Below are 22,475 nucleotides of genomic sequence, written 5' to 3'. Positions count from 1 at the left end.
CAGAAGGAAAGTACTGATGTCAAAACGCGACTACTATGATGTGCTCGGCGTGCCCAAGGGCGCTTCGGCGGATGAGATCAAGAAAGGTTTTCGCAAAAAGGCCAAGGAACTCCACCCGGACCGTAACAAAGACAACCCCGAAGCCGAGGCGCAGTTCAAAGAGGCCAACGAGGCCTATGAAGTGCTCAAGGACGCCGACAAAAAGGCGGCCTATGACCGGTTCGGCCATGCCGCGTTCGAAAACGGCATGGGCGGTGGCGGCCGTCCCGGCGGCGGCTTTGGCTCGGGCGATTTTTCCAGCGCGTTTTCGGATGTGTTCGACGATCTCTTCGGCGATTTCATGGGGGGTCGCCAGGGTGGCGGCGGGCGCCGCGCCGCGCGCGGATCGGACCTGCGCTATAACCTGCGTGTGTCTTTGGAAGAGGCATATGCAGGCCTGCAAAAAACGATCAATGTCCCCACAGCGGTGGCCTGTTCCTCCTGCGAGGGCACCGGTGCCGAAAGCGGGGTCGAGCCCACCACCTGCCCGACCTGCTCGGGCATGGGCAAGGTGCGCGCGCAACAGGGGTTCTTTACCGTGGAACGCGCCTGTCCGACCTGTGCGGGAATGGGGCAAATCATCAAGAATCCTTGCCAGTCCTGTCACGGCCAGGGCCGCATCGAAAAAGAACGTGCACTTAGCGTCAATATCCCTGCTGGCGTCGAAACCGGCACGCGCATCCGTCTGGCGGGCGAAGGTGAGGCCGGAATGCGTGGCGGCCCTCCGGGCGATCTCTATATCTTTGTCGAGGTCACGCAGCACAAGCTGTTCGAACGCGATGGTGTAAACCTTTATTGCCGGGTGCCCGTCAGCATGTCCAAGGCGGCTCTGGGCGGAGGGATCGAGGTTCCCACCATCGACGGTGGCCGTGGTCGCGTGCAGATTCCGGCGGGCAGTCAGTCGGGCCGTCAGATGCGGTTGCGCGGCAAGGGCATGCCTGCCCTGCGCGGCGGCGGCATCGGTGACATGTTCATTGAACTGGCGGTGGAAACTCCGGTCAATCTGACCAGCCGCCAAAAGGAACTGCTGCGTGAGTTCGAGGAACTGGGCGAGAACAACAGTCCCGAAACCAAAAGCTTCTTTTCTTCGGTGAAGTCTTTCTGGGACGGGATGAAAGGTTAGAAAACCCAAGTCTTGTTAACTGAGGCCGGCCATGGGAGGCCGGCCTTTTGTTTTCCGGCTCGGATTTGTCACAGGCCTTTCCTGTTTGGCCGCCGAATCCCACGCCACGTTCCGCCGGTACCGCCATCTTGGCAAACACGGCAGCAAACACTGGCCACAAGGCCTCGGCAAGAGATGTTAACCATCCGGAAACCGATTCGGTCGCAGGCTGGCACCATGACACAGGATGCCTTCGCTGAATTTCCCATGCTTTTCGACATCGACGAAGCGCAAGCGGTCCCGCTGCCGACCGGGCGGCTGCCGTCCTATATCAAGGATCATCGCAAGCGGCTGCGCGAGCGATTCATGACCGGCGGTGCGGCTGCCATGCCGGATTACGAGTTGCTGGAACTGGTTCTGTTCCGTTCTATTCCCCGGCAGGATGTGAAACCTCTGGCGCGGCTGTTGCTGGATACATTTGGTGATTTCAACCGGGTGCTGACCGCCCCGGTTGAGCGGTTGCAGGACGTCAAGGGCGTGGGTGACGGCGTTGTCACAGATCTCAAGATACTTGAGGCCTGCGCCCACCGCATGGCGCGTGCGCGGGTAATGCAAAGACAGGTGATTTCCAGTTGGGATGCTTTGCTGGACTATTGTCACACGACAATGGCGCATCGCGAGACCGAGCAGTTCCGGGTGTTCTATCTGGATCGCAAGAACGTTCTGATTGCCGATGAAGAGCAGGCGCGTGGAACGGTGGATCATGTTCCGGTGTATCCACGCGAGGTGGCGAAACGTGCACTGGAACTGAATGCCTCGGCACTGATTCTCGTGCACAATCACCCCTCGGGCGATCCGACGCCGTCACAGCTGGATATCGACATGACGCGGCAGATTCAGAACGCGTGTTCGGCGCTGGGGCTGACCCTGCACGATCATCTGATCATCGGGAAATCGGTCGAGTTGAGTTTCCGTTCCGAAGGATATCTTTAACCGGGGTCCTATTTGACCCAAACCTCGACCCGGCGATTCACCTTGCGTCCCCAGTCGCTGTCGTCGCAGGCCATCGGCAGCGTTTCGCCGAACGCGTCGACCTGGATTTCGACATTTTCCGGAACGGTCGTTTCAATCGCGGCCAGAACCGCGTTGCGCACCGTTTCGGCACGTTTGTATGCGATACGGGCATTTGCGATGGCCGGCCCCTCGCCATCACTGAAACCTATGAAGAGCAGCTTTTGTGCGTCAAACACACCGGTTTCCAGCGCCTTTGCCAGTTGCAGTATGTTCGAACGGGACTGCGCATCGGGGCGGGCCGAGCCGGTCTCGAACCGGAAAGACGTGGTCAGTCGTCGCATCGGGGTCAGGGTGGATATCAGCCGTTGCAACTCTTCCAGTGTGGTTTCATTTCCGGCTGCCGCAATGGCGTTGGCAAGCCGGTCGCCTTGTGCGCCAAGGCCGATGTTTTCGGGCGATTGATCAACGAATCCCGCGCGCCTGACGACCGCCTGGGCGCCTGGGCTTTGGGTATAGGCCAGAAAGTCGCGGGCGATCTTTGGCAACCGACGCGCGGGCAGATAAAGAAACACGGGCGAGGTCAGAGGATAATCCTCGGTCTTGATGGTCCAGTGCGACGCAGACAGGGAAAATCCGCATGCTCCGGTCAGCGTCAGGGAACGGGCCGGTCCGGTTTCGGCAAAGCTGGCCATGCCGATGCCAAACGGATCGGCGGTCACCGCATGTGCCAGCCGGCTGCCGCGGCGGTGGCGTTCAATCGTTTCAGCGACGTGCAATCCCTCGGGTTTCAGCAACCTGTCGTCAACCGCCTGGGCCAGACCCGAACCGGCGTCGGGCAAATACAGTGAGATCGGCGCGTCCGGGCCGCCGAGGTCGGCCCAGTTGACGATCTGCCCGCCAAAGACCCTGGCGAGATCCAGTGTCGAGATGTGCCGAACCGGATTGTCGGGAGACACAATCGGAACCATCGCATCCAGGGCCAGAACCCGGCTGCGGTTGGGTTTGGTCAGATCACCGAACCCGGCGTCGATTATCAACCGGCGCTCCTCGGGCCGGATTTCCCGCAATGCCATTACAATGTCGGCCTCATAGGCGAGCAGGTCGGCAAAGCCTTCATCCGTGTTGTTGACGTGAAAAACGAAACGCGCCAGCGGGGTCGGACGACGCTGCTGGGACAGAGTGTAGACGAAATGTCCGTCATCCCGCGTTTCGCGTTTTGTTTGCAGCCCGTTTCGCATGGCGAAGCCTTCGACCAGCGCAGGCAGCAGAACCTCGGCCATCGTCGAAGAGCCGGACAACACGACTTCGGCCACGAATTCGGTCAGGTTTGGGCAAGCGGGGCCGTCGCAAGTGACGCCGGACCCATCCACAGTCAGTTCCCCAAACTGTGTATCGATACGGTAGAACTCTCCGTCGAAGCCCAGAAACGTGCCGGAAACCTCTACCTTGCCGTCATGAGAGGTGAGTGTGATATCCTGCGCCCGGGCGCCGTCGGTGAGAATGCAATACGAAAGTGCGGCGAACGCCGCCGCACGAAGCCATTTCATGTGAGACCTGATCTTGCCTGCCGACTACCTTGCCGCGATCTTCAGATTTTGAAACAGATTATTCAACACCAGAAAATCGCCGACCGAGGAACAATCGGGCATGGATATGACCAGATCGCGCGAACGCAGTGCGTCGCCGCCATGCAGCACAAATGACTGTGCGTTGACCGGGCGGCCGCAGTTGATGTCGGTAACCTCGGCCTCGACGGACATTTCCACGTTGCCGGTTCGGTTGGCGCTGTCTGACGGCACAGAATAGATCTCGACAATTTGGGGCACCGGCAAACCCGCGTCGCCAAGGCGCGTGATGTTACCCAGCCCTTGCGAGTTTTCGCTGGCCCAGACATGCCCGTCTTCGCCATAGGTTGCACCGAATTCCAGCGCATGCAGCTGAAACCCGGCATCTCCACGCCATTGCAGGGCCAAGCGGTCATAAGCCTTGAGATCGGGAATCGTGGCAGAGGCAACCGAACCCTTGTTGTTTGCGAACTCGGCTATGAAGATCGCCTTTTCCGAAAGCACGGGGATGGTCACGGTCAATCGACCCTCGGCATCCGTCGATGCAGAGAACATCAGCCCGTTGTGATGCACGGTCAGCCCCTCGTTCTTGTGACAGGGCGCGACGATGGACAGTGTCGCACTTGCCATTGGGGCAGGTTCAGCCGTGGCGGTCACCCTGCAATTTACCGGTGCTGCGTTCGTGGCAGGTTTGGCAATGCTGGTATCCGGTGCCTCGGTATTGGCGTCAACGGAGGTCAACGTAATTCTTTTCAGGCTTCTGACCTGAATTTTCTGACTTAAAGTGCTTTCGAGCGGCAGCAGCGACGCAGTGCGCGTCGAAGGTTCGGAACTGTAATCCCGTTCGGCGCCTTTTTGCATGAAATAGCCGGTCGCCAGCGCGCAGCCGACGGTTCCGCCAATCATCAATATTCTTCTCCAAAGCTCCATTGGACATCCCCTTTGTTTCCGGAGCGGAAATCAAAGTCGTAAGAAAAGGCGGCCAATCTATGACCGCCTTTGGGAGTAATTTTGTCCGTTTCGGGGCGACGGTCAGACCAGCCGCCCGTGGCAATGCTTGAATTTTTTGCCTGAACCGCAGGGGCATTGGTCATTGCGCGACGGATTGCCCCAGGTTTCGGGGTCGTCCTCGACAAAGCCCGGGCGCGCGTCGCCCGAAGCCTGCGCTTCGGCGATTGCTTCGGCCTGTTCACCGGCCTTTTGCATCTGCGCCTGCTGCGCCGCGTATTGCGCCAGCATTTGCTTTTGTTCTTCTTCGGTCAGCGGGCGAATGCGGGACAGTTGTTGCGTGACCGTTTCGCGCAGCCCATCCAGCATGTTTTCAAACAACTGGAAGCTTTCGTTCTTGTATTCATTCAGGGGATCACGCTGGGCATAGCCGCGGAAACCGACGACCGACCGCAGATGTTCCAGCGTCAGCAGGTGTTCGCGCCATTTGCTGTCGATCGTTTGCAACAACACCTGTTTTTCGATGTTGCGCATGTTTTCGGGGCCGAAATCGACGGCTTTCTTGGCCATCATCTCATCAGTTGCCTTGATCAGGCGGTCACGAATCTCCTCGTCATCGACACCTTCTTCTTCGGCCCAGTCCTGGACCGGGACGTCGACACCTAGCTTTTCCAGAACAGCGGCATAAAGACCATTGGTATTCCATTGATCGGCATAGGTCTTGGGCGGCATGAATTCGTCGATCAGATCGTCGATGACCTGTTCGCGCATGTCCGACACGATCTCGGACAGATCCTCGGCCGACATGATCTCACGCCGCTGGTTGAAGATCACCTTGCGCTGATCGTTCATCACGTCGTCGAATTTCAGAACGTTCTTGCGCATGTCGAAGTTGCGGCCTTCGACTTTGGCCTGCGCACGCTCCAGCGATTTGTTCACCCAGGGATGGATGATCGCCTCGCCTTCTTTCATGCCGAGCGTGGTCAGCACCTTGTCCAGGCGTTCAGAACCGAAAATGCGCATCAGATCGTCTTCGAGACTCAGGTAGAACACGGTGCGGCCCGGATCGCCCTGACGGCCCGAACGTCCGCGCAGCTGGTTGTCGATACGGCGGCTTTCGTGCCGTTCCGACGCCATGACGAAAAGGCCGCCCGCATCCAGAACCTTTTGCTTTTCCTCGGCATGGCGCGCCTCTTCAGCCGCGCGCAATTCGGCAGGGTCGGCATCGGGATTGGCGGCGATGGCCTCGAGCACCTTCATTTCGACATTGCCGCCAAGCTGGATGTCGGTGCCGCGGCCCGCCATGTTCGTGGCAATGGTCACCGCGCCCAAACGGCCGGCATCGGCGACAATCTGGGCCTCCTGTTCATGTTGTCGCGCGTTCAGGACGTTGTGCTTGATCCCTTCCTTTGTCAGCAACTGGCTCAGCACCTCGGATTTTTCAATCGACGTGGTACCGGCGAGAACCGGCTGGCCCTTTTCATTGGCTTTTTTGATCTGCTCGATGATCGCCGCGTATTTCTCGGGCACGGTCCGGTAGACCTGATCGTCCTGATCCTGGCGCGCAATCGGCTTGTTGGTCGGAACCTCGACCACGCCCAACCCATAGATCTCGCCGAATTCCTCGGCCTCGGTCAGGGCGGTGCCGGTCATCCCGCTCAACTTTTCATAAAGGCGGAAATAGTTCTGGAAGGTTACGCTGGCCAAGGTCACGTTTTCGGGCTGGATGGCTACGCCTTCCTTGGCTTCGATGGCCTGATGAAGCCCCTCCGACAGACGGCGACCCGGCATCATGCGGCCGGTAAACTCGTCGATCAGAACGACATTTCCGTCCCGGACAATGTAGTCCTTGTCGCGCTGGAACAGTTTGTGCGCGCGCAGGCCCTGATTGACGTGGTGCACGACGGTGGTGCTTTCCGGGTCATAAAGCGAGTGCCCCTCGGGCAGCAGTTCGCGCGCAATAAGCTGTTCTTCCAGGAATTCGTTGCCTTCGTCGGTGAAGGTCACGTTGCGGCTTTTTTCGTCCAGCGTATAGTGATCGTCCTTCAGTGACGGAATCACGGTATCGATGGCGGTATAAAGATCGGAACGGTCCTGCGACGGGCCGGAAATGATCAGCGGTGTCCGCGCCTCATCGATAAGGATCGAGTCGACCTCGTCCACGATCGCAAAGTTGTGATGCTTTTGATAGACCTCGTTGAGGTCTGCCTTCATGTTGTCGCGCAGATAGTCAAAGCCAAGCTCGTTATTGGTCGCATAGGTGACGTCGCAGGAATAGGCGGAAAGCTTTTCCGCGTCAGGCTGACCCGACCAGATCACGCCGGTGGTCATGCCAAGGGCGCCGAACACCTTGCCCATCCATTCCGCGTCGCGCTTGGCCAGGTATTCGTTCACCGTGACGATATGCACGCCCTTGCCGGTCAAGGCGTTCAGATAGGCGGGGAAGGTGGCGACCAATGTCTTGCCCTCACCGGTCTTCATTTCCGAGATGTTGCCCTGATGCAAAAAGATGCCACCCATGAGCTGCACATCAAAGGCCCGGAGGCCCAGCGCCCGCTTGGCGCCTTCGCGCACATTGGCAAAGGCTTCGGGCAGCAGGTCGTTCAGCTTTTCGCCGTCCAGCGCCCGCTTGCGCAGTTCTTCGGTCTTGGCCTTCAGGTCGTCATCCGAGAGTTTTTCGAACTCGGCCTCCAGCGCGTTGATCTTTTCGACCTGCGGGCGTGTCGCCTTGATTTTTCGGTCATTCGGCGTTCCGAACACCTTTTTGGCGAGCGTTCCGAGTCCCAGCATGTTCACTCCAGCGGATCTGTTCTTGTCGAGGTTCCGACAGGCTTGCCCGCCCTGCGCGCAACCCATAGATACGGGGGGTGAAAGGCGGTCCTGTCCAAGGCTTCAAGCGATGTAAGCGGCGGACCCAACAGTGTCAACGCCGCGCTCCGTCGCGGCAAGGAAATAGGATGATTCAATGCCCAAAGGCCTCACATTTCTGCCATCTCTGGTCCTTGCCGCCAGCTTGGCTCTGCCGCTTTCCGCCGAGACGAAAGCCGATGCCGACACGGTGGTGGCGGTTGTCAACGGGGATGAGATCACTTTGGGCCACATGATCGTCGCGCGCGCAGCTTTGCCGCTGCAGTATCAGGAACTTGAGGATCAGGTTCTCTACGATGCCATCCTCGACCAACTGGTGCAGCAGACCCTGCTGAAGCAACAGCACAACGCAGAGGTTCCCAAGCATGTGGCGCTTGCGCTTGAGAATGAGCGCCGCTCGCTGCTGGCGGCGGAAACCATCGAGGATATCTTGCAGGCGGCCCTGAGCGAAGAAGCGGTTCAGGCCGCATATGACGCCACATATGGCGACGGGTTCGGCGGGGATGAATACAACGCTTCGCATATCCTTGTGGAAACCGAGGAAGAGGCCGAGGCGATCAAGGCCGAACTGGACGGCGGTGCTGACTTCGCCGAAACCGCCAGGGCGAAATCCACCGGTCCTTCCGGCCCGAACGGCGGCGAGTTGGGCTGGTTCGGCCCGGGCGCGATGGTGCCCGAATTCGAACAGGCAGTGGTTGCACTGGAAAAGGGGCAGGTTTCCGATCCGGTGCAAACTCAGTTCGGCTGGCATATCGTCACCCTCAACGACAAGCGCAAGTCGCAGGCCCCAGAGCTGGAATCGGTGCGTGGCGAGCTTGCTTCGAAAATTCAGCAGGATGCCATACAGGCCCGTCTGGACGAACTGAAAGGTGCGGCAACCATCGAACGCCCCGATCTCGAGGGGGTCACACCGGATGTCCTGAGGCAGCTGGATCTGGTGCAGGAGTAAGCCTGATGGCAAATATCACCAAAGTCTCGCCGCTGGCCCCGGCCGGTTTTCCTGACCTGCCGGTCATTGCGGGCGTTCGATACGCGACCATCGCCGCAGGTGTCCGGTATCAGGGGCGCACGGATGTTATGCTGGCTGTGATGGACCCCGGCACGTCTGTTGCGGGGGTATTCACCCGGTCTGCGACGCGCGCGGCGCCGGTACTGGACTGTCAGAACAAGATCGGCGGCGCCAGTGACAGTGCTGCCGCGATTCTGGTCAATTCCGGCAACGCCAACGCCTTTACCGGGCATTTCGGGCAGACCTCGGTGGCCGAGGTGACCAGGGCGGTGTCGGACGTGACCGGAGTGCCGGTTTCGCGGGTTTTCACCTCGTCGACAGGTGTGATCGGCGAGCCGCTGCCGCATGACCGGATCGTGGCAAAGCTTGAGGATCTGAATGCGGCGCTCGACCCGGATGCGGTCGAGGATGCGGCCAGGGCCATCATGACCACCGACACGTTCCCGAAAGGCGCAGGCCGGACGGTCGGGATCGACGGCAAGATCGTCAAGATTGCGGGATTTGCCAAGGGATCGGGCATGATCGCACCGGATATGGCGACGATGCTGGTCTATATCTTCACCGACGCAAAAGTGGAGCAGGCGGCGCTGCAGAAGATGCTGAGCGAGATCACGGATCGAACCTTCAACTGCATCACGGTGGATAGCGACACCTCGACCTCGGACAGCCTGTTGCTGTGCGCCACCGGCGCAGCCGGTGTTGACGCGACCGGGAGTGCCGAGTTTGCTAGGGCGTTGGAGGCGGTGATGCTGGATCTGGCGCAGCAAGTGGTCAAGGATGGTGAAGGAGTGACCAAATTCGTCGAAATCCGCGTGACCGGCGCTGAGTCGGACGCGGATGCCAAGGTGCACGGGCTGGCGATTGCCAATTCCCCGCTGATCAAGACTGCCATCGCGGGCGAGGACCCGAACTGGGGCCGTGTCGTCATGGCCATCGGCAAGTCCGGTGCGGCGGCGGACCGGGATCGGCTGAGCATTTCCTTTGGCGACATTCTGGTCGCCGAGAACGGCTGGGTCAGTCCCGATTACCGCGAGGAAGATGCGGCGGCTTATATGAAGGGCAAGAAATTGGTGATCGGCGTTGATCTGGGATTGGGGGATGGCAGGGCCACGGTCTGGACCTGCGATCTGACCCACGGCTATATCGAAATCAACGCGGATTACCGCTCGTGAAGACCATACTGGTATCCGCAGTTGCGTTGATCGATGTGGATGGCCGCGTGCTGCTGGCGCAGCGCCCGGAAGGCAAATCGATGGCCGGGCTGTGGGAGTTTCCCGGCGGCAAGATCGAACCGGGCGAAACCCCCGAGGCCGCCCTGGTTCGTGAACTGGAGGAGGAACTGGGTATAAACACCTGGGCCTCGTGCCTGGCACCCTTGACGTTTGCCAGCCACAGCTATGACAATTTTCACCTTTTGATGCCACTTTTTGCCTGCCGGAAATGGGACGGCATCCCCCAATCGCAAGAAGGGCAGAAATTGAAATGGGTCCGTGCCAACGAATTGCGAAGCTATCCCATGCCGCCGGCCGATATCCCGCTGATCCCAATTCTGCGTGACTGGTTGTAAACCCGAATGCTGTAGAGCCCGACAGAGACATGCGGATTCACCCGCACTCAAAAAATTAACCTTCAAAGAACACAACTTAATACAAATTTTCAAATTTTAGTGTATGATATACTTGTCTTAATCCTTTTGGGGAGGATTTGACATGTTGCGGACGATTGCCCTTGGAAGTTGTGTTCTCGTACAAGGCACATTTGTTCGGAAATTGGCGGATGGTCGTATCGCGGTTCGCGTGGGCAAAAAGCTCTATTTCGGGCGACCTGTCAGACCACCGGTCCGGTAGCGGCGAAACACACCACTCACACGAGAGAGACGAGATACGTCCTCTCAAAAAAACGGCGGCCCCGCGGGGCCGCCGTTTCAATTGTGTTTCCGGCAATCTCAGTCCAGCGTTCTGGTCACTTCTTCGCGCTCGAAGATCTCGATGACGTCGCCGGCGCGAATGTCGTCGTAGTTCTCGAACGCCATACCGCATTCCTGACCCGACTGAACCTCAGCCACTTCGTCCTTGAAGCGTTTCAGCGTCTTCAGCGTGCCTTCGTGGATTACCACGTTGTCGCGCAGCAGGCGCACACCGGCCGAACGGCGAGCAACACCTTCGGTCACCAGACAGCCCGCCACCTTGCCGACGCCCGAGACCTTGAAGACCTCCTTGATCTCGGCGTAGCCGATGAACTTTTCGCGAATCTCGGCGCTGAGCAGGCCGGAAGCGGCTGCTTTCACGTCATCCACGAGATCGTAGATCACGGAATAGTACCTGATCTCGACACCCTTCTGATTCGCAGTGTTACGAGCCGAGGCATTGGCACGGACATTGAAACCAAAGACCGGGGCGCCCGACGCTTCGGCCAGGCCGATATCGGTTTCGGTGATAGCGCCCACACCCGAGTGCAGGACGCGCACACGCACTTCGTCGTTGCCGATCTTTTCCATCGCCTGAACGATGGCTTCGGCCGAACCCTGCACATCCGCCTTGACCAGGATCGGAAGCTCGGAGACGTTCTCGTCTTCTTTGGCCTTGGCCATGAGCTGTTCCAGCGTGGTCGCGGCACCGGCGGCGGCGCGTTTGTCTTTGGCGGCCTGTTCGCGGTATTCCGCGATTTCGCGCGCCTGCGCCTCGGTCTCGGTCACGTTCAGGACGTCGCCTGCTTCGGGTGTGCCGTTGAGGCCCAGAACCTCGACCGGAACCGATGGCCCGGCTTCCTGCACGCGGTCGCCCTTGTCGTTGATCAGCGCGCGGACCTTGCCGTATTGCTCACCCACAACAAAGATGTCGCCCTGGCGCAGAGTACCTTTCTGGACCAGAACCGTAGCGACGGGGCCGCGGCCCACATCCAGCTGCGCTTCGATCACCGCACCCTGGGCGGCACGGTCGGGATTGGCCTTGAGTTCAAGAATCTCGGCCTGCAGTGCGATGGCTTCAAGCAGGTCATCCAGGCCCTGGCCGGTCACGGCCGACACTTCGACATCCTGAACTTCACCCGACATCGCCTCGACCACCACTTCGTGCTGCAGCAGATCGGTGCGAACCTTCATTGGATTCGCTTCCGGTTTGTCGATCTTGTTGATCGCCACGATCATCGGAACACCGGCGGCCTTGGCGTGGTTGATCGCCTCAACCGTCTGCGGCATCACCGCGTCGTCCGCCGCCACAACCAGAACCACGATATCCGTTACCTGAGCCCCGCGTGACCGCATCGAGGTAAAGGCCGCGTGGCCCGGCGTATCGAGGAAGGTCAGCGTCACACCGTCATCGGTTTTCACCTGATAGGCGCCGATATGCTGGGTGATGCCCCCGGCCTCTCCGGCAACGACCTTGGCATCGCGGATCGCGTCCAGCAGCGAGGTTTTGCCGTGGTCCACGTGACCCATGATGGTGATCACCGGCGGACGCGGCAGCAGATCGTCGTCATTGTCCTCGACATCGGCGATGACGTCTTCGACATCCGCGTCCGAAACGCGCACGACATTGTGGCCGAATTCCTGAATGATCAGTTCGGCGGTATCGGCGTCGATGGTCTGATTTTGCGTGACCATCATGCCCATTTTCATGAGTTCCTTGACCACATCTGCCACTCGTTCGGCCATGCGGTTCGCCAGCTCCGAGACCACGATAGCCTCGGGCAGCTGCACGTCGCGGATCACCTTTTCGCGTTCGACCGAACCGCCCATCGCCTTTTGGCGTGCGCGTTCCTGCTTGCGCTTCATCGCGGCCATCGAGCGCTGACGTCCGCCCTCGCCACCCGAAAGTGCCTGATTCAGGGTCAGTTTGCCGGAACGGCGGCCATCGTCTCGGCCCTTACCGCCCCGATTGTTGCGCTGATCCCGGTCGCGATCTGACGGCCCACCCCGGCGCGCCTCGTCCGCAGGTGCGGCCTGTCTGGGTGCCGGTGCCTTGGGTTGCTTTGGCGCTTCCTTGGCTGCGGCCGCCTCGGCAGCCGCGCGTTTGGCGGCCTCTTCGGCCTCTTTCCGCTGACGCTCTTCGTCCTCAGCCTTCTGACGGGCTTTTTCCTCGGCTTCGCGCTGTTCGCGTTCCTTGGCTTCCTGCTCGGCGCGGCGGCGCTCGCGCTCTTCAGCGCGGGCTTTTTCCTCCGCCTCACGCTGCGCGGCCTCTTCGGCCTCGCGGGCCTTCGCGGCCTGCAGCGCCTTCAGGCGGCGCTCCATCTCGGCATCCGAAATCCCGGCAGGACGGCGCGAAGGATCGCCTGCGGGCGCAGCGCTGCCGGCACCCGGTTTGGTGGCACCCGGCTTGGGGACCACCACGCGTTTGCGTTTGGTTTCCACCACGACATTCTTGGTCCGTCCGTGGCTGAAACTTTGTTTCACATTCCCGGGGCGCGCCCCGCCACGCAGACCCAATGTCTTTTTGCCGTCATTATCGCTCATAAAGCTACTTACCCTTCCGCGCGGCCCCGTTGCCGCCGTCATCCGTTTCGCGCAAGCCACGCAGGCGCTGCGCTTCCTCTACAACACGTTTGGCGAGTCCACCAGAGGCCAGCGCCGCATGTATCACTGTTTGGCGGCCAAATGCCATGCCCAATTCGTCCGCAGTGAGCCAACCGATGTATTTTCCGAAATGCGGCGTGCTCAGTTTCGACTTGCCGCGACCGGAACCATCGACTGCCTGGATCAGAACCTGCGCCTCTTCCCTGTCGAGCCAGGTCTTGACCTTTTCATATCCCGCAACCGCGTCGCCCGACTTTCGGGCAAGGCTGATCAGCTCGACCACGCGGCGCGACAGCTGACGTTCTACATCGTCGATCAGATCGTCCGACGCCTTGACCTGCGCCCTGAAGCCGCGGCTGAACAGTTTTTTGGTCATGGCATGTTTCAGCGCCGACCTGTCCGCAGCCACATAGACACCCCGCCCCGGCAGTTTTCCCGCGACATCGGGAAAAACCTGACCATCGGGCGACGCCACGAACCGGATCAACCCATATTTAGGTTGAACCTCGCCCGTGGCGATACATTTCCGTTCGGGTCCTTCCGAACGATCCTTATGGACGCCACCGCGACCCATGAGCGCCACCCAAGGCCTGAGATCAGGCCTCGGCCTCCTCTTCCGAGAACTCGTCGCCTTCTTCGGTCTCGGTTTCGAGATCGGCAGGATCAACCCAGCCCAGCATGACGCGGGCGGTCATCACCAGATCCTGAGCCTCTTCCAGCGCCACGCCAAAGGGTTCCAGAATGCCGTCATCCTTGACGCGCTGCCCATCGACCGTGGTCCAGCCCCCGGCCAGTTCCCAGTCGGCGCAGGTGGCGAAATCTTCGAGCGTCTTGACGTCATCCTTGGCCAGCGCTTCGACCATCTGGGGTGTCAGGCCCTCGAATTCAATGAGGCTGTCCTCGGCGCCCAGGCTCCGGGCGCTGTCCAGCGCCGCCTTGGCCTGTGCTTCCAGATAGTCGCGCGCGCGGGCCTGCAATTCGTTGGCGGTGCCTTCGTCGACACCGTCGATCACCAGCAATTCGTCCAGTTCGACATAGGCAACCTCTTCGAGGTTGGTGAAACCTTCCGAAACCAGCAACTGGGCAAAGAACTCGTCCAGATCGAGGCTTTCCATGAACAGCTTGGTGCGCGCCTCGAATTCCTTCTGGCGCCGCGCGGATTCTTCGGCCTCGGTCATGATGTCGATGTCCAGGTTGGTCAGCTGGCTGGCCAGACGCACGTTCTGACCGCGGCGACCAATGGCGAGGGACAGCTGTTCTTCAGGAACAACAACTTCGATCTTGCCGGCTTCTTCGTCCAGAACCACCTTTGAGACCTCGGCAGGCTGCAGAGCATTCACCAGGAAAGTCGGCTGATCTTCGTTCCACGGGATGATGTCGATCTTTTCGCCCTGCAACTCGTTCACAACGGCCTGCACGCGGCTACCGCGCATACCGACGCAGGCGCCCACAGGGTCAATCGAGCCATCATACGAGATAACGGCGATCTTGGCGCGCGAGCCGGGGTCACGGGCCACGGCCTTGACCTCGATGATGCCGTCATAGATTTCCGGCACTTCCATCTTGAACAGCTCGGCCATGAATTCCGGCGCGGTACGCGACAGGAAGATCTGGTGGCCGCGCACTTCGCGGCGGACTTCCTTGATGTAAGCACGAACGCGGTCATTCGGGCGATAGCTTTCACGGCCGATCTTGTCGTTGCGGCGCAAAACGGCTTCGGCCCCGCCCAGATCGATGATGACGTTGCCGAATTCCTCGCGCTTGACGACACCGTTGATGATGGTGCCCGCGCGGTCCTTGAATTCTTCGTACTGACGATCCCGTTCGGCTTCGCGGACTTTCTGCAGGATCACCTGCTTGGCCGACTGTGCAGCGATCCGGCCCATTTCCACCGGCGGCACCTCTTCCACGAAAACGTCACCGACTTCGGGATTTTCCATATACTGACGCGCCTGTTCGACGGTCATCTCGGCCTGATAGTTCTCAAGCTCTTCATCCTCGACCACTGTACGGACGCGGGTAAAGGTCGCCTTGCCGGTCTTGCGGTCGATGGAGACACGGATATCCATCTCGGCGCCGTAGCGGCTCTTGGCGGCGCGGGCGAGACTTTCCTCCATCGCCTCGACCACCAGACCGGGGTCGATCATCTTTTCGCGGGCCACGGCCTCGGCGGTTTGCAACAGCTCCAGCTGGTTTGCAGAAGTGATTGCCATCAGTTCGTCTCCTCTTCGGACCCTGTTTCGGTCACGATCTCGTCGAATTGGTCTTCGTTCAAAGCGCCGCTTGCCTTGCGCTGGCGCAGCATTTCCTTGATCAGGTCATCGGTCAGAACCAGTTTGGCGTCGCTCAGCCAATCGAATTGCAGGCCGATGGTGATCGTTTCGTCCCCTTCGGGGATGTTGATCAGAACCTCGTCACCTTCGACCCCGGCCAACTCGCCCTTGAACCGGCGGCGGCCGTCGATCAGCTCGGCGGTTTCCAGCTTGGCCTCGTAGCCTTCGAACATCTCGAAGTCCTTGAGCCGGGTCAGGGGCCGGTCGATGCCGGGGCTGGACACTTCCAGCGTGTAGGCGTCGAGGATCGGGTCTTCGACATCCAGCGTCGCACTGACCGCGTTCGAAATCTCGGCGCAATCGTCCACTTCGATACCGCCATCGGCCTTGTCAGCCATGATCTGCAGCGTCGTCTGCTTGCCGCTCATCAGACGGATGCGGACGAGTTCAAACCCAAGATCTTCGATCACGGGAGTAATGATCTCGGCCAGTCGCCGGTCAATGGCGGCTTTTGCAATCAGGTCGTTGGTCATGTCGTCCAAACACAAAAAAACGGGCGCGCGGCCCGTCGATCTTATCCGGTGGAGCCCCGAGCCTTAGGCCCGACGCGCCGCTGTTGAAAGGGCATATACGCGCCGGAAATCGAATCTGCAACCCCTGCCGTAGTTCGAAAGCGATTTATCGGAAACAGGCGGGGTCGAAAGTCAGACGATCCACCACCGCTCTGCAATGCGCCCGTCGTCGAGAACGCCGCGCTGCCCGATCTGGCGGGGTATCCCAACCGTTGGGGCGACAGCAAGCGCCATGTCTTTGTCGGACGGAAAAAAGCGCAACCCCCGTCGGGCACGCAGGCCGTCGGGCAGAGGCAGAGCGGCCACGTCGACATAGCCGTCCCGCAACGCCTCGGCGCGGACCCGGGCGTCGGAGATCACGATGATCTCGATCCCGTCGACCCATCCGGCCTGGCCTTGCTTGTAATGTCCGACGACCTTGCGCCCCAGAAAATGCCGCCCGTCCTGCGCCCGCTCGACCCGGTAACAGCCGGTGCCGTTCGCATCTTGCAAAGGGGAAACGCATTGCCCCTCGCGGGTGATGGCAAAGCGGCTGTCGGCGAGCAGGAAGGGCAGGCTGGGATTCGCCTCGGCCAGTTCAAGGCGCAGACGGTTCGGGGCCAGGGCTTCGGCGCGGCCGAAATCGGCCAACGTTGCAAGCACGTCCGCCGCGAACAGAGATGCGCCGTCATGGAACCGCGCATCGTCACGCAGATCGAATGTCCAGGCCCGGGCTTTGGCATCTGTCTGCCAGCCGGTGGCCAGCTCTCCGCGCAGGGTGCCGTCGGGCGCGACTTCGGTCAGCGTGTCGAACACCGCGCCGCGAATGACCTGTTCCAGACTGTCATCGCGCGGAACGGCCAGCCGCAGAGTGCCGCCTGCCTTTGGCGATCCGGCCTGCGCGACACCGGTTGCCGCCAGCAGCGCGGCGGCTGCACCGGAGGCAAACAGAGCGCGGCGGTCGATCCGGGTCATGCCACGCCCTCCGCAATGCTGTCCATGATGCGGATGAGTTCGGCGCTGATACCCGGTTCGGACAGGGCATGACCGGCGTTGCGGATCATCCGCAATTCGGAATTGGGCCAGGCCTGATTGAGGTCCCAGGCAGAGTTGGGCGGGCAGATCATGTCATAGCGTCCCTGAACGATATGGCCGGGAATATGCGCGATCCGATCCATGTTGGCCAGGATCTGACCGTCGGAGTCCAAGAAGCCATTGTTCAGGAAATAGTGGTTTTCCAGACGCGCGAACGCACGGGCATAGTCGCCGGGGCTTTCGCCCGTCACGCCATTTGTATGGATTGAGGCCAGGGCGTTCTCCCAGTTTGACCAGGCGCGGCCATAAAGGATTTCGGTTGCCCGGTCGCCTGAGAACAGGCGCTTGTGATAGGCGTGGATGGGGTTGTCGCGCTCGTGCCTGGGCAGAAGTGTGACGAATTTCTCCCACGGTTCCGGCCAGAACTTGCCCGCGCCGCCGCCATAGAACCAGTCGAGTTCAGCCTGTGTCATCAGAAACACGCCGCGCAACACCAGACGGTCAACGCGCTCGGGATGGGCTTGCGCATAGAGCAAAGCCAGTGTCGCCCCCCAGCTGCCGCCAAAGGCTGTCCAGCTTTCGATATCGAGTTCGCGGCGAATCCGCTCGATATCGGCGACCAGATGCCATGTCGTGTTGTTTTCCACCGAAGCGTGGGGCCTGGACCGCCCGCATCCCCGCTGATCAAAGAGAATCACCCGATAGATCAGCGGATCGAAATACCGCCGCATCGCGGGGCTGCAGCCGCCGCCGGGGCCGCCATGCAGGATGACAACCGGTATCCCGTTGGGATTGCCGCATTGTTCCATATAGATACGGTGCCCGTCGCCAACATCCAGCATCCGCTGATCGAAAGGTTCAACCGGCGGGTAAAGATATTGAACTGCGCGCTTTTGGTCCGGGTACTTGTCCATTATGGGCCTATATAGTCCTTAATCGTAAAAGAGCATACGGAGACAGGAATGCAAGCGCATCCGAACACGGTGGACCCGTCCGAAGTGGCAAAATTCGAGGCCATGGCCGCCGAATGGTGGGATCCCCATGGGAAATTCAAGCCGCTGCATATGCTCAACCCCTGTCGTCTGGATTATATCACGCAACAGATCGCGGGCGAGTTTGACCGCGATCTGACATCCCCGAACCCGTTTTCCGGCCTGCGCCTGTTGGATATCGGCTGCGGCGGCGGTTTGCTGAGCGAGCCGATGGCGCGGCTCGGGGCCGAGGTGGTCGGGGCCGATGCCGCCGAAGGGAACCTGCCTGTGGCCCGTGTGCACGCCGAGCAATCGGGGCTGGCGATCGACTATCGCCACACCACGGCCGAGGCGATGGCTGAGGCGGGCGAGCAGTTCGATGTGGTGCTGAACATGGAAGTGGTCGAGCATGTGGCCGATCCGCTGAGTTTCCTGTCCGCCACAAAGGATCTGCTGCGCATAGGAGGGCTGCAGATCTGCTCGACCATCAACCGTAACCCGAAATCCTATGCGATGGCCATTGTCGGGGCCGAGGTGGTGATGCGCTGGCTGCCGCGAGGCACGCATGACTGGTCCAAATTCATCACCCCGGACGAGCTGTTCGATTTTTTGCGTCAGGCCGGGCTTGACCCTGTGGATCGCAAAGGGTTTGTGTTCAATCCCATAACCTGGAACTGGTCGATTTCCGATCGGGATCTGAGCGTGAACTATGTGACGGCGAGTGTGAAGCCGGTGTCGTAGGATCTACCACATGACAGTTGCCCGTTTCTTGAAGTGCATTGCACTTGCAGTATCGGTAATCGTTTTCTCAGCTTCGGTTTACAAGAGTAAAAGGCAGGTCGAGGGGTATTGTATCGAGACTGGGCGAAGACTTTCAGATGCAGATAGTCTGGAGCGCGCGAGGAGTTATGCTTTGCAAAGTAATCCTTTAAGAAAGGATCCAGTACTTAAATCCGCTGATTTCAAAATTCGCCTGCTTTCTCCATCGGAAGTCCGGGATGAAGAAAAAGTACCGTTTTGGGTGAAGCGTTCCGGTGGATTCCGAGCATATACGCTGGTAAATTATGACAAGGCGGGGCTCGAAAAACTCGATCTACAACTTTTGAAAAAAGGGCGCGTACTATACGTATCCAACTGTGGCGCGGTAAGATCCAACGTTCGAGAATTTAAATGGAGATTATTGTGATATCGTTTAATGAAACTGGCACATGATACACTTGGGGTGCAAATAGTTTGGCTGCCACCTGATGGCGCGGAATTGCTCACCTGGCCCTTCAGGGAAATCGTCGATCACAAACATCCGAAATGGTTTCTGCAGGTCAAGCTCAACGGTTATGTCAGAATCCCAAATTTCATTTGCCCTATGTTTTGCTCCTTCGACGCAGTCGGCGCTAAGTCCCTCACTCCTCCTCCAGCCTGATCCGCAGATCGCGCAGCACCGGCAGCGTTGCGCGGACGCGTTCCAACCCCAGCTCTCCGACCACCCGGTTGATCAGCGGGCCGATGGCCGAAATCGCCTGATCGCGGGCCTGCCGTCCGGCGGGGCTGATGGCGACCATCTTGCGGCGAGCATCGTCCCAATCGGGGCGGATATGGATGTATCCGGCCCATTCCAGCTTCGCGAGCGTATTGGTCATGGCCCCGCGGGTCACATGGAAAGCGCTGGCCAGTTGCGCCGGGCTGCGTTCGTCCCCGACAAAGGCCAGATGATTCAAAACGGAGAAGTGAGAAATTTCCATGCCCTTGGGCAGAACACGGCTCAGCCGGTTCCGCAACAATTGATCTGCGGTCAAAATCTCGCTGAACAGCGCGACCGCCAGGGCATTGGTATCGTCAGGCATATTTCCAATCTGGATCAGGGACCGTCGAACGGACGGAGATGGGTCAGAGACGGCACGCGGCGCCGTGCTTCTGTAACAGCATTATCATCCAGCTCAAAATAGTGAATACCGGGTTCGGTGCCTGCGTCGATCAGCACCTCTCCCCAAGGAGCGACGACCAGGCTGTGCCCATGCGTGAAACGGGTCTTGCCGCGCGTCTTCGGATGTGTGCCGGTCTGGCACGGCGCGAGGACCCAACAACCCGTTTCGATGGCGCGGGCGCGCAACAGCGAGTGCCAGTGCGCAGCGCCGGTGACCGGCGAGAACGCCGCCGGAATGGTCAGAACATGCGCACCGGCTTGGGCCAGTGCGGCATAAAGATGCGGGAACCGCACATCGTAACAGATGGTCATCCCGATCTTGCCGAATTCCGTATCGGCGATGACTGCTTTCGATCCCGGTCGATAATTCGCCGATTCGCGGAAGGTTTCCGATTCGGTTACCTGAACGTCGAACATATGGATCTTGTCGTATCGGGCAACGATCCTGCCCGTTGGGTCGATCATGAACGAGCGGTTGGCAAATCGTCCATCCGTGTCATGGGTCTTGATCGCCAGAGATCCGATCAACAGCCAGACGCCAAGTTGCGCGGCATGCGCGCGCAGACCGGACAGGGTTATGTCGTCTTCTTCGAGTTGCAGCACCTCGCGCTGGCGCGTGGTGCTGGTCGACACGCAATTGGTCACCTCGGGCGTCAGGATGAATTTCGCACCCTGCCGCGCCGCCTCGGTCATCATGCCGCACACCATCTCTAGGTTCGCGGCAGGGTCATCCGACGAGGTGATTTGCAGCAGGGCAGTTTTCATCAGGCGGCCAGAAGCGGGTCAAGCTTGCCCGCGCGCTCCAGTTCATAGAGGTCGTCGCACCCCCCGACATGCGTCTCCGCGATAAAGATTTGCGGCACGGTCCGGCGTCCGTTCGCCCGCTGGACCATCTCGGATTTGCGACCCGGGTTGGCCAGCACGTTGATCTCGGTGAACGAGATCCCTTTTTGGTTCAAAAGCCGTTTGGCCGCGTGGCAAAAGCCGCATAGCGGCGAGGTGTAGATTTCGACCGTTTTCATTTCCGTTCCCCAGAGATTTGACGCAATCTAGGAGGAATTAGGTATTCTTGGCAACGCGTGCCAGTACCAACACGCAAATATGATTTGCGCCTGCGTCAAGGCAGGCGCGCGCGCAGGCCTCCAGTGTCGCACCCGAGGTCATTACGTCATCGACTAGCAATACGTCCCGCCCCACCATACGGCCTTTGTGCCTGGGATGGGCTGAAATGGCCTTGGCTAGGATTTGCGCGCGCGCCGCACTGGTTTTGCCGTCCAGAATCGGAGTGCGCCGGGGACGGACCAGAAGATCGGGACACACCGACAGCCCGGTTTCGCGGCTCAGGTGCCGGGCCAGCAATGCAGATTGGTTGTATCGGCGCTTCACCAGCCGCGACCAGTGCAGCGGGACCGGCGCAATCAGCATGTTTTCGCGAAAGATTTCACGCCCTGCGCGCGCCATCCACAGCGCCGCAGGGCGGGCGAGTTCCGGTCGGTCGCCGTGTTTCAGCGCAAGGATCATCCGCTTCGCGCGATTCTGATACAGCAGGGCCGCGCGCCCGTCGGCCCATGGTCGTGGGGATCGCATGCAGTCATCGCATTCAATTCGGTGGCCATCCAGTTCGCCGGGCAGCGGGATGCCGCAGCTCTCGCAGATGGTTCCGCCGATGAATGGCGTGTCGCGCCAGCAGCGTCCGCACAGACCGAAATCCGAGGTGACCAGATCTCCGCAGCTCAGGCAGCGTGGCGGATAAATCAGTTCGACAGCGGTTTGAATCCGGGTCCACATGCGTTAACTGCGCCTCATGAAGATGCCAGCGCCCAATGCACCAGCCCTGTTCGACCGGGCAGCCCTAGCCGCCCATCGCGCCCGCGCAGAGGATGAGGCCCTGTTCCTGCACCGTGCCGCGATCGACGAAGTGCAGGATCGGCTGTCTATGGTTAACAGATCGTTCACGTGCCCGGCGGTCGTGACGCCGTTTCCGCACCTTTGGCAGAAAGCGATCGCCGGGGCAAAGATCGTCACAGACAAGACACTTTTGGATTTGGAGCCCGGCTCGCATGATCTCGTCGTTCACGCGATGGCATTGCATTGGGCGAACGATCCCGTGGGGCAGTTGATACAGTGCGCCCGGTCGCTGAAAGCGGATGGGTTGATGCTGGCTGTGTGCCTTGGCGGCGCAACCCTGAACGAGCTTCGGACGGCGCTGGGACAGGCCGAAATCGAAGTAACCGGTGGTCTTAGCCCGCGGATTGCGCCAATGGGTGAAATCCGCGACATGGGAGCATTGTTGCAACGGGCGGCTCTCGCGTTGCCGGTTGCGGACAATCTGACCCTGACGGCGGAATACCGGGACATATGGCATCTTATGCGGGATCTGCGTGCGATGGGCGAAACCAACGCTCTGAGCAACCGGCTGAAACACCCGACACGGCGCGCCGTATTCGAACGCGCGGCCAGCATCTATTCCGAGAATTTCGCCGGACCCGCTGGCAGGCTGAACGCGACGTTTGACATGATCTGCCTGACTGGCTGGGCGCCCGACGAAAGCCAGCAGAAACCACTACGTCCCGGGTCCGCCCGGACAAGTCTGGCGCAGGCGCTGGGCACGAGCGAGAACAAACTGTCCGATTGACCAGCCGGAATTTCCCTTTATCCCAGGCGAAACT

At 60.0% G+C, this 22,475-nt stretch carries 21 protein-coding genes; 8 read left to right on the top strand and 13 right to left on the bottom strand.

The features are described 5' to 3' along the window. The first annotated feature begins 16 nt into the window (after positions 1-16). Positions 17-1,162, top strand: coding sequence for a molecular chaperone DnaJ (gene dnaJ, locus ACR0AO_RS07885; protein WP_480602123.1), 1,146 nt, complete (start codon positions 17-19; stop codon positions 1,160-1,162). A 216-nt stretch (positions 1,163-1,378) separates the two neighbouring features. Further along, positions 1,379-2,134: a RadC family protein gene (radC, locus tag ACR0AO_RS07880; RefSeq protein ID WP_480602120.1), complete on the top strand. Its 756-nt coding sequence runs from the start codon at positions 1,379-1,381 to the stop codon at positions 2,132-2,134. An 8-nt stretch (positions 2,135-2,142) separates the two neighbouring features. Here radC and ACR0AO_RS07875 read toward each other — a convergent pair whose 3' ends face one another. The 3 genes from ACR0AO_RS07875 to secA all read right to left on the bottom strand — a co-directional run bounded on the left by ACR0AO_RS07875 (position 2,143) and on the right by secA (position 7,458). Further along, the gene (locus tag ACR0AO_RS07875; RefSeq protein ID WP_480602117.1) at positions 2,143-3,702 is read right to left on the bottom strand and encodes a phosphate ABC transporter substrate-binding/OmpA family protein; all 1,560 of its coding nucleotides are present in this window, start codon (positions 3,700-3,702) and stop codon (positions 2,143-2,145) included. Between the two features lie 24 nt (positions 3,703-3,726). Further along, positions 3,727-4,626: a hypothetical protein gene (locus ACR0AO_RS07870; RefSeq protein WP_480602115.1), complete on the bottom strand. Its 900-nt coding sequence runs from the start codon at positions 4,624-4,626 to the stop codon at positions 3,727-3,729. Between the two features lie 126 nt (positions 4,627-4,752). Further along, positions 4,753-7,458 carry a preprotein translocase subunit SecA gene (gene secA / locus ACR0AO_RS07865; RefSeq protein ID WP_480602112.1) on the bottom strand — a complete coding sequence of 902 codons (2,706 nt, stop codon included), beginning with the start codon at positions 7,456-7,458 and terminating at the stop codon, positions 4,753-4,755. A 175-nt stretch (positions 7,459-7,633) separates the two neighbouring features. On the opposite strand from secA, the gene ACR0AO_RS07860 reads away from it, so the two are divergent. The 3 genes from ACR0AO_RS07860 to mutT are packed head-to-tail and all read left to right on the top strand — an operon-like array spanning position 7,634 to position 10,112. Beyond that, positions 7,634-8,485, top strand: a complete 852-nt coding sequence (locus ACR0AO_RS07860) for a foldase protein PrsA (RefSeq protein WP_480602110.1) — start codon at positions 7,634-7,636, stop codon at positions 8,483-8,485. A gap of 5 nt (positions 8,486-8,490) precedes the next feature. Further along, entirely contained in the window at positions 8,491-9,717 is a 1,227-nt protein-coding gene (gene argJ / locus ACR0AO_RS07855; RefSeq protein ID WP_480602108.1) for a bifunctional glutamate N-acetyltransferase/amino-acid acetyltransferase ArgJ, read from the top strand. Further along, positions 9,714-10,112: an 8-oxo-dGTP diphosphatase MutT gene (mutT, locus tag ACR0AO_RS07850; protein ID WP_480602105.1), complete on the top strand. Its 399-nt coding sequence runs from the start codon at positions 9,714-9,716 to the stop codon at positions 10,110-10,112. Before argJ ends, mutT begins: the two co-directional genes overlap by 4 nt. A gap of 378 nt (positions 10,113-10,490) precedes the next feature. On the opposite strand, the gene infB is transcribed toward mutT, so the two are convergent. From infB to pip, 6 genes are all read right to left on the bottom strand, one after another. After that, positions 10,491-12,995, bottom strand: a complete 2,505-nt coding sequence (gene infB / locus ACR0AO_RS07845; protein WP_480602102.1) for a translation initiation factor IF-2 — start codon at positions 12,993-12,995, stop codon at positions 10,491-10,493. Positions 12,996-12,999: 4 nt separating this feature from the next. Then, positions 13,000-13,629: an RNA-binding protein gene (locus ACR0AO_RS07840; protein ID WP_480602099.1), complete on the bottom strand. Its 630-nt coding sequence runs from the start codon at positions 13,627-13,629 to the stop codon at positions 13,000-13,002. 22 nt (positions 13,630-13,651) lie between these two features. Next, positions 13,652-15,268, bottom strand: a complete 1,617-nt coding sequence (gene nusA, locus ACR0AO_RS07835) for a transcription termination factor NusA (RefSeq protein ID WP_480602096.1) — start codon at positions 15,266-15,268, stop codon at positions 13,652-13,654. Beyond that, positions 15,268-15,861 carry a ribosome maturation factor RimP gene (rimP, locus tag ACR0AO_RS07830; protein WP_480602094.1) on the bottom strand — a complete coding sequence of 198 codons (594 nt, stop codon included), beginning with the start codon at positions 15,859-15,861 and terminating at the stop codon, positions 15,268-15,270. The genes nusA and rimP overlap by 1 nt, the downstream gene beginning before the upstream one ends. Before the next feature lie 171 nt (positions 15,862-16,032). Continuing rightward, positions 16,033-16,854, bottom strand: coding sequence for an ABC transporter substrate-binding protein (locus tag ACR0AO_RS07825; protein WP_480602092.1), 822 nt, complete (start codon positions 16,852-16,854; stop codon positions 16,033-16,035). After that, the gene (gene pip, locus ACR0AO_RS07820; protein ID WP_480602089.1) at positions 16,851-17,828 is read right to left on the bottom strand and encodes a prolyl aminopeptidase; all 978 of its coding nucleotides are present in this window, start codon (positions 17,826-17,828) and stop codon (positions 16,851-16,853) included. Before pip ends, ACR0AO_RS07825 begins: the two co-directional genes overlap by 4 nt. A gap of 48 nt (positions 17,829-17,876) precedes the next feature. Between pip and ubiG the strand changes: the two genes are divergently transcribed. Next, positions 17,877-18,626 (top strand): bifunctional 2-polyprenyl-6-hydroxyphenol methylase/3-demethylubiquinol 3-O-methyltransferase UbiG, encoded by a 750-nt coding sequence (gene ubiG / locus ACR0AO_RS07815; protein ID WP_480602085.1) that lies wholly within the window; start codon positions 17,877-17,879, stop codon positions 18,624-18,626. A 10-nt stretch (positions 18,627-18,636) separates the two neighbouring features. Next, positions 18,637-19,071 (top strand): hypothetical protein, encoded by a 435-nt coding sequence (locus ACR0AO_RS07810; protein ID WP_480602082.1) that lies wholly within the window; start codon positions 18,637-18,639, stop codon positions 19,069-19,071. A gap of 214 nt (positions 19,072-19,285) precedes the next feature. On the opposite strand, the gene ACR0AO_RS07805 is transcribed toward ACR0AO_RS07810, so the two are convergent. From ACR0AO_RS07805 to ACR0AO_RS07790, 4 genes are read right to left on the bottom strand one after another with little or no spacing between them, the layout of a single operon-like run. After that, positions 19,286-19,726, bottom strand: a complete 441-nt coding sequence (locus ACR0AO_RS07805; protein ID WP_480602080.1) for a MarR family winged helix-turn-helix transcriptional regulator — start codon at positions 19,724-19,726, stop codon at positions 19,286-19,288. A gap of 14 nt (positions 19,727-19,740) precedes the next feature. Next, positions 19,741-20,571, bottom strand: coding sequence for a carbon-nitrogen hydrolase family protein (locus ACR0AO_RS07800; RefSeq protein ID WP_480602077.1), 831 nt, complete (start codon positions 20,569-20,571; stop codon positions 19,741-19,743). After that, on the bottom strand, positions 20,571-20,828 hold the full coding sequence (gene grxC, locus ACR0AO_RS07795) for a glutaredoxin 3 (RefSeq protein ID WP_480602074.1): 258 nt from the start codon (positions 20,826-20,828) through the stop codon (positions 20,571-20,573). Before grxC ends, ACR0AO_RS07800 begins: the two co-directional genes overlap by 1 nt. Before the next feature lie 37 nt (positions 20,829-20,865). Continuing rightward, positions 20,866-21,594 carry a double zinc ribbon domain-containing protein gene (locus tag ACR0AO_RS07790; protein WP_480602071.1) on the bottom strand — a complete coding sequence of 243 codons (729 nt, stop codon included), beginning with the start codon at positions 21,592-21,594 and terminating at the stop codon, positions 20,866-20,868. Positions 21,595-21,610: 16 nt separating this feature from the next. Between ACR0AO_RS07790 and ACR0AO_RS07785 the strand changes: the two genes are divergently transcribed. Then, positions 21,611-22,441 carry a methyltransferase domain-containing protein gene (locus ACR0AO_RS07785; protein WP_480602068.1) on the top strand — a complete coding sequence of 277 codons (831 nt, stop codon included), beginning with the start codon at positions 21,611-21,613 and terminating at the stop codon, positions 22,439-22,441. Positions 22,442-22,475: the final 34 nt, after the last annotated feature.

The sequence above is a fragment of the Ruegeria sp. AF8 genome (assembly GCF_056541825.1).
This window is presented reverse-complemented; position numbering and strand designations above follow the sequence as displayed.

Excerpts from the sequence above, each read along its gene's own strand:
- dnaJ (WP_480602123.1), top strand. The coding sequence starts at position 17 with ATGTCAAAACGCGACTACTATGATGTGCTCGGCGTGCCCAAGGGCGCT.
- radC (WP_480602120.1), top strand. The coding sequence starts at position 1,379 with ATGACACAGGATGCCTTCGCTGAATTTCCCATGCTTTTCGACATCGAC.
- ACR0AO_RS07875 (WP_480602117.1), bottom strand. The coding sequence starts at position 3,702 with ATGAAATGGCTTCGTGCGGCGGCGTTCGCCGCACTTTCGTATTGCATT.
- ACR0AO_RS07870 (WP_480602115.1), bottom strand. The coding sequence starts at position 4,626 with ATGATTGGCGGAACCGTCGGCTGCGCGCTGGCGACCGGCTATTTCATG.
- secA (WP_480602112.1), bottom strand. The coding sequence starts at position 7,458 with ATGCTGGGACTCGGAACGCTCGCCAAAAAGGTGTTCGGAACGCCGAAT.
- ACR0AO_RS07860 (WP_480602110.1), top strand. The coding sequence starts at position 7,634 with ATGCCCAAAGGCCTCACATTTCTGCCATCTCTGGTCCTTGCCGCCAGC.
- argJ (WP_480602108.1), top strand. The coding sequence starts at position 8,491 with ATGGCAAATATCACCAAAGTCTCGCCGCTGGCCCCGGCCGGTTTTCCT.
- infB (WP_480602102.1), bottom strand. The coding sequence starts at position 12,995 with ATGAGCGATAATGACGGCAAAAAGACATTGGGTCTGCGTGGCGGGGCG.
- ACR0AO_RS07840 (WP_480602099.1), bottom strand. The coding sequence starts at position 13,629 with ATGGGTCGCGGTGGCGTCCATAAGGATCGTTCGGAAGGACCCGAACGG.
- nusA (WP_480602096.1), bottom strand. The coding sequence starts at position 15,268 with ATGGCAATCACTTCTGCAAACCAGCTGGAGCTGTTGCAAACCGCCGAG.
- rimP (WP_480602094.1), bottom strand. The coding sequence starts at position 15,861 with ATGACCAACGACCTGATTGCAAAAGCCGCCATTGACCGGCGACTGGCC.
- ACR0AO_RS07825 (WP_480602092.1), bottom strand. The coding sequence starts at position 16,854 with ATGACCCGGATCGACCGCCGCGCTCTGTTTGCCTCCGGTGCAGCCGCC.
- pip (WP_480602089.1), bottom strand. The coding sequence starts at position 17,828 with ATGGACAAGTACCCGGACCAAAAGCGCGCAGTTCAATATCTTTACCCG.
- ubiG (WP_480602085.1), top strand. The coding sequence starts at position 17,877 with ATGCAAGCGCATCCGAACACGGTGGACCCGTCCGAAGTGGCAAAATTC.
- ACR0AO_RS07810 (WP_480602082.1), top strand. The coding sequence starts at position 18,637 with ATGACAGTTGCCCGTTTCTTGAAGTGCATTGCACTTGCAGTATCGGTA.
- ACR0AO_RS07805 (WP_480602080.1), bottom strand. The coding sequence starts at position 19,726 with ATGCCTGACGATACCAATGCCCTGGCGGTCGCGCTGTTCAGCGAGATT.
- ACR0AO_RS07800 (WP_480602077.1), bottom strand. The coding sequence starts at position 20,571 with ATGAAAACTGCCCTGCTGCAAATCACCTCGTCGGATGACCCTGCCGCG.
- grxC (WP_480602074.1), bottom strand. The coding sequence starts at position 20,828 with ATGAAAACGGTCGAAATCTACACCTCGCCGCTATGCGGCTTTTGCCAC.
- ACR0AO_RS07790 (WP_480602071.1), bottom strand. The coding sequence starts at position 21,594 with ATGTGGACCCGGATTCAAACCGCTGTCGAACTGATTTATCCGCCACGC.
- ACR0AO_RS07785 (WP_480602068.1), top strand. The coding sequence starts at position 21,611 with ATGAAGATGCCAGCGCCCAATGCACCAGCCCTGTTCGACCGGGCAGCC.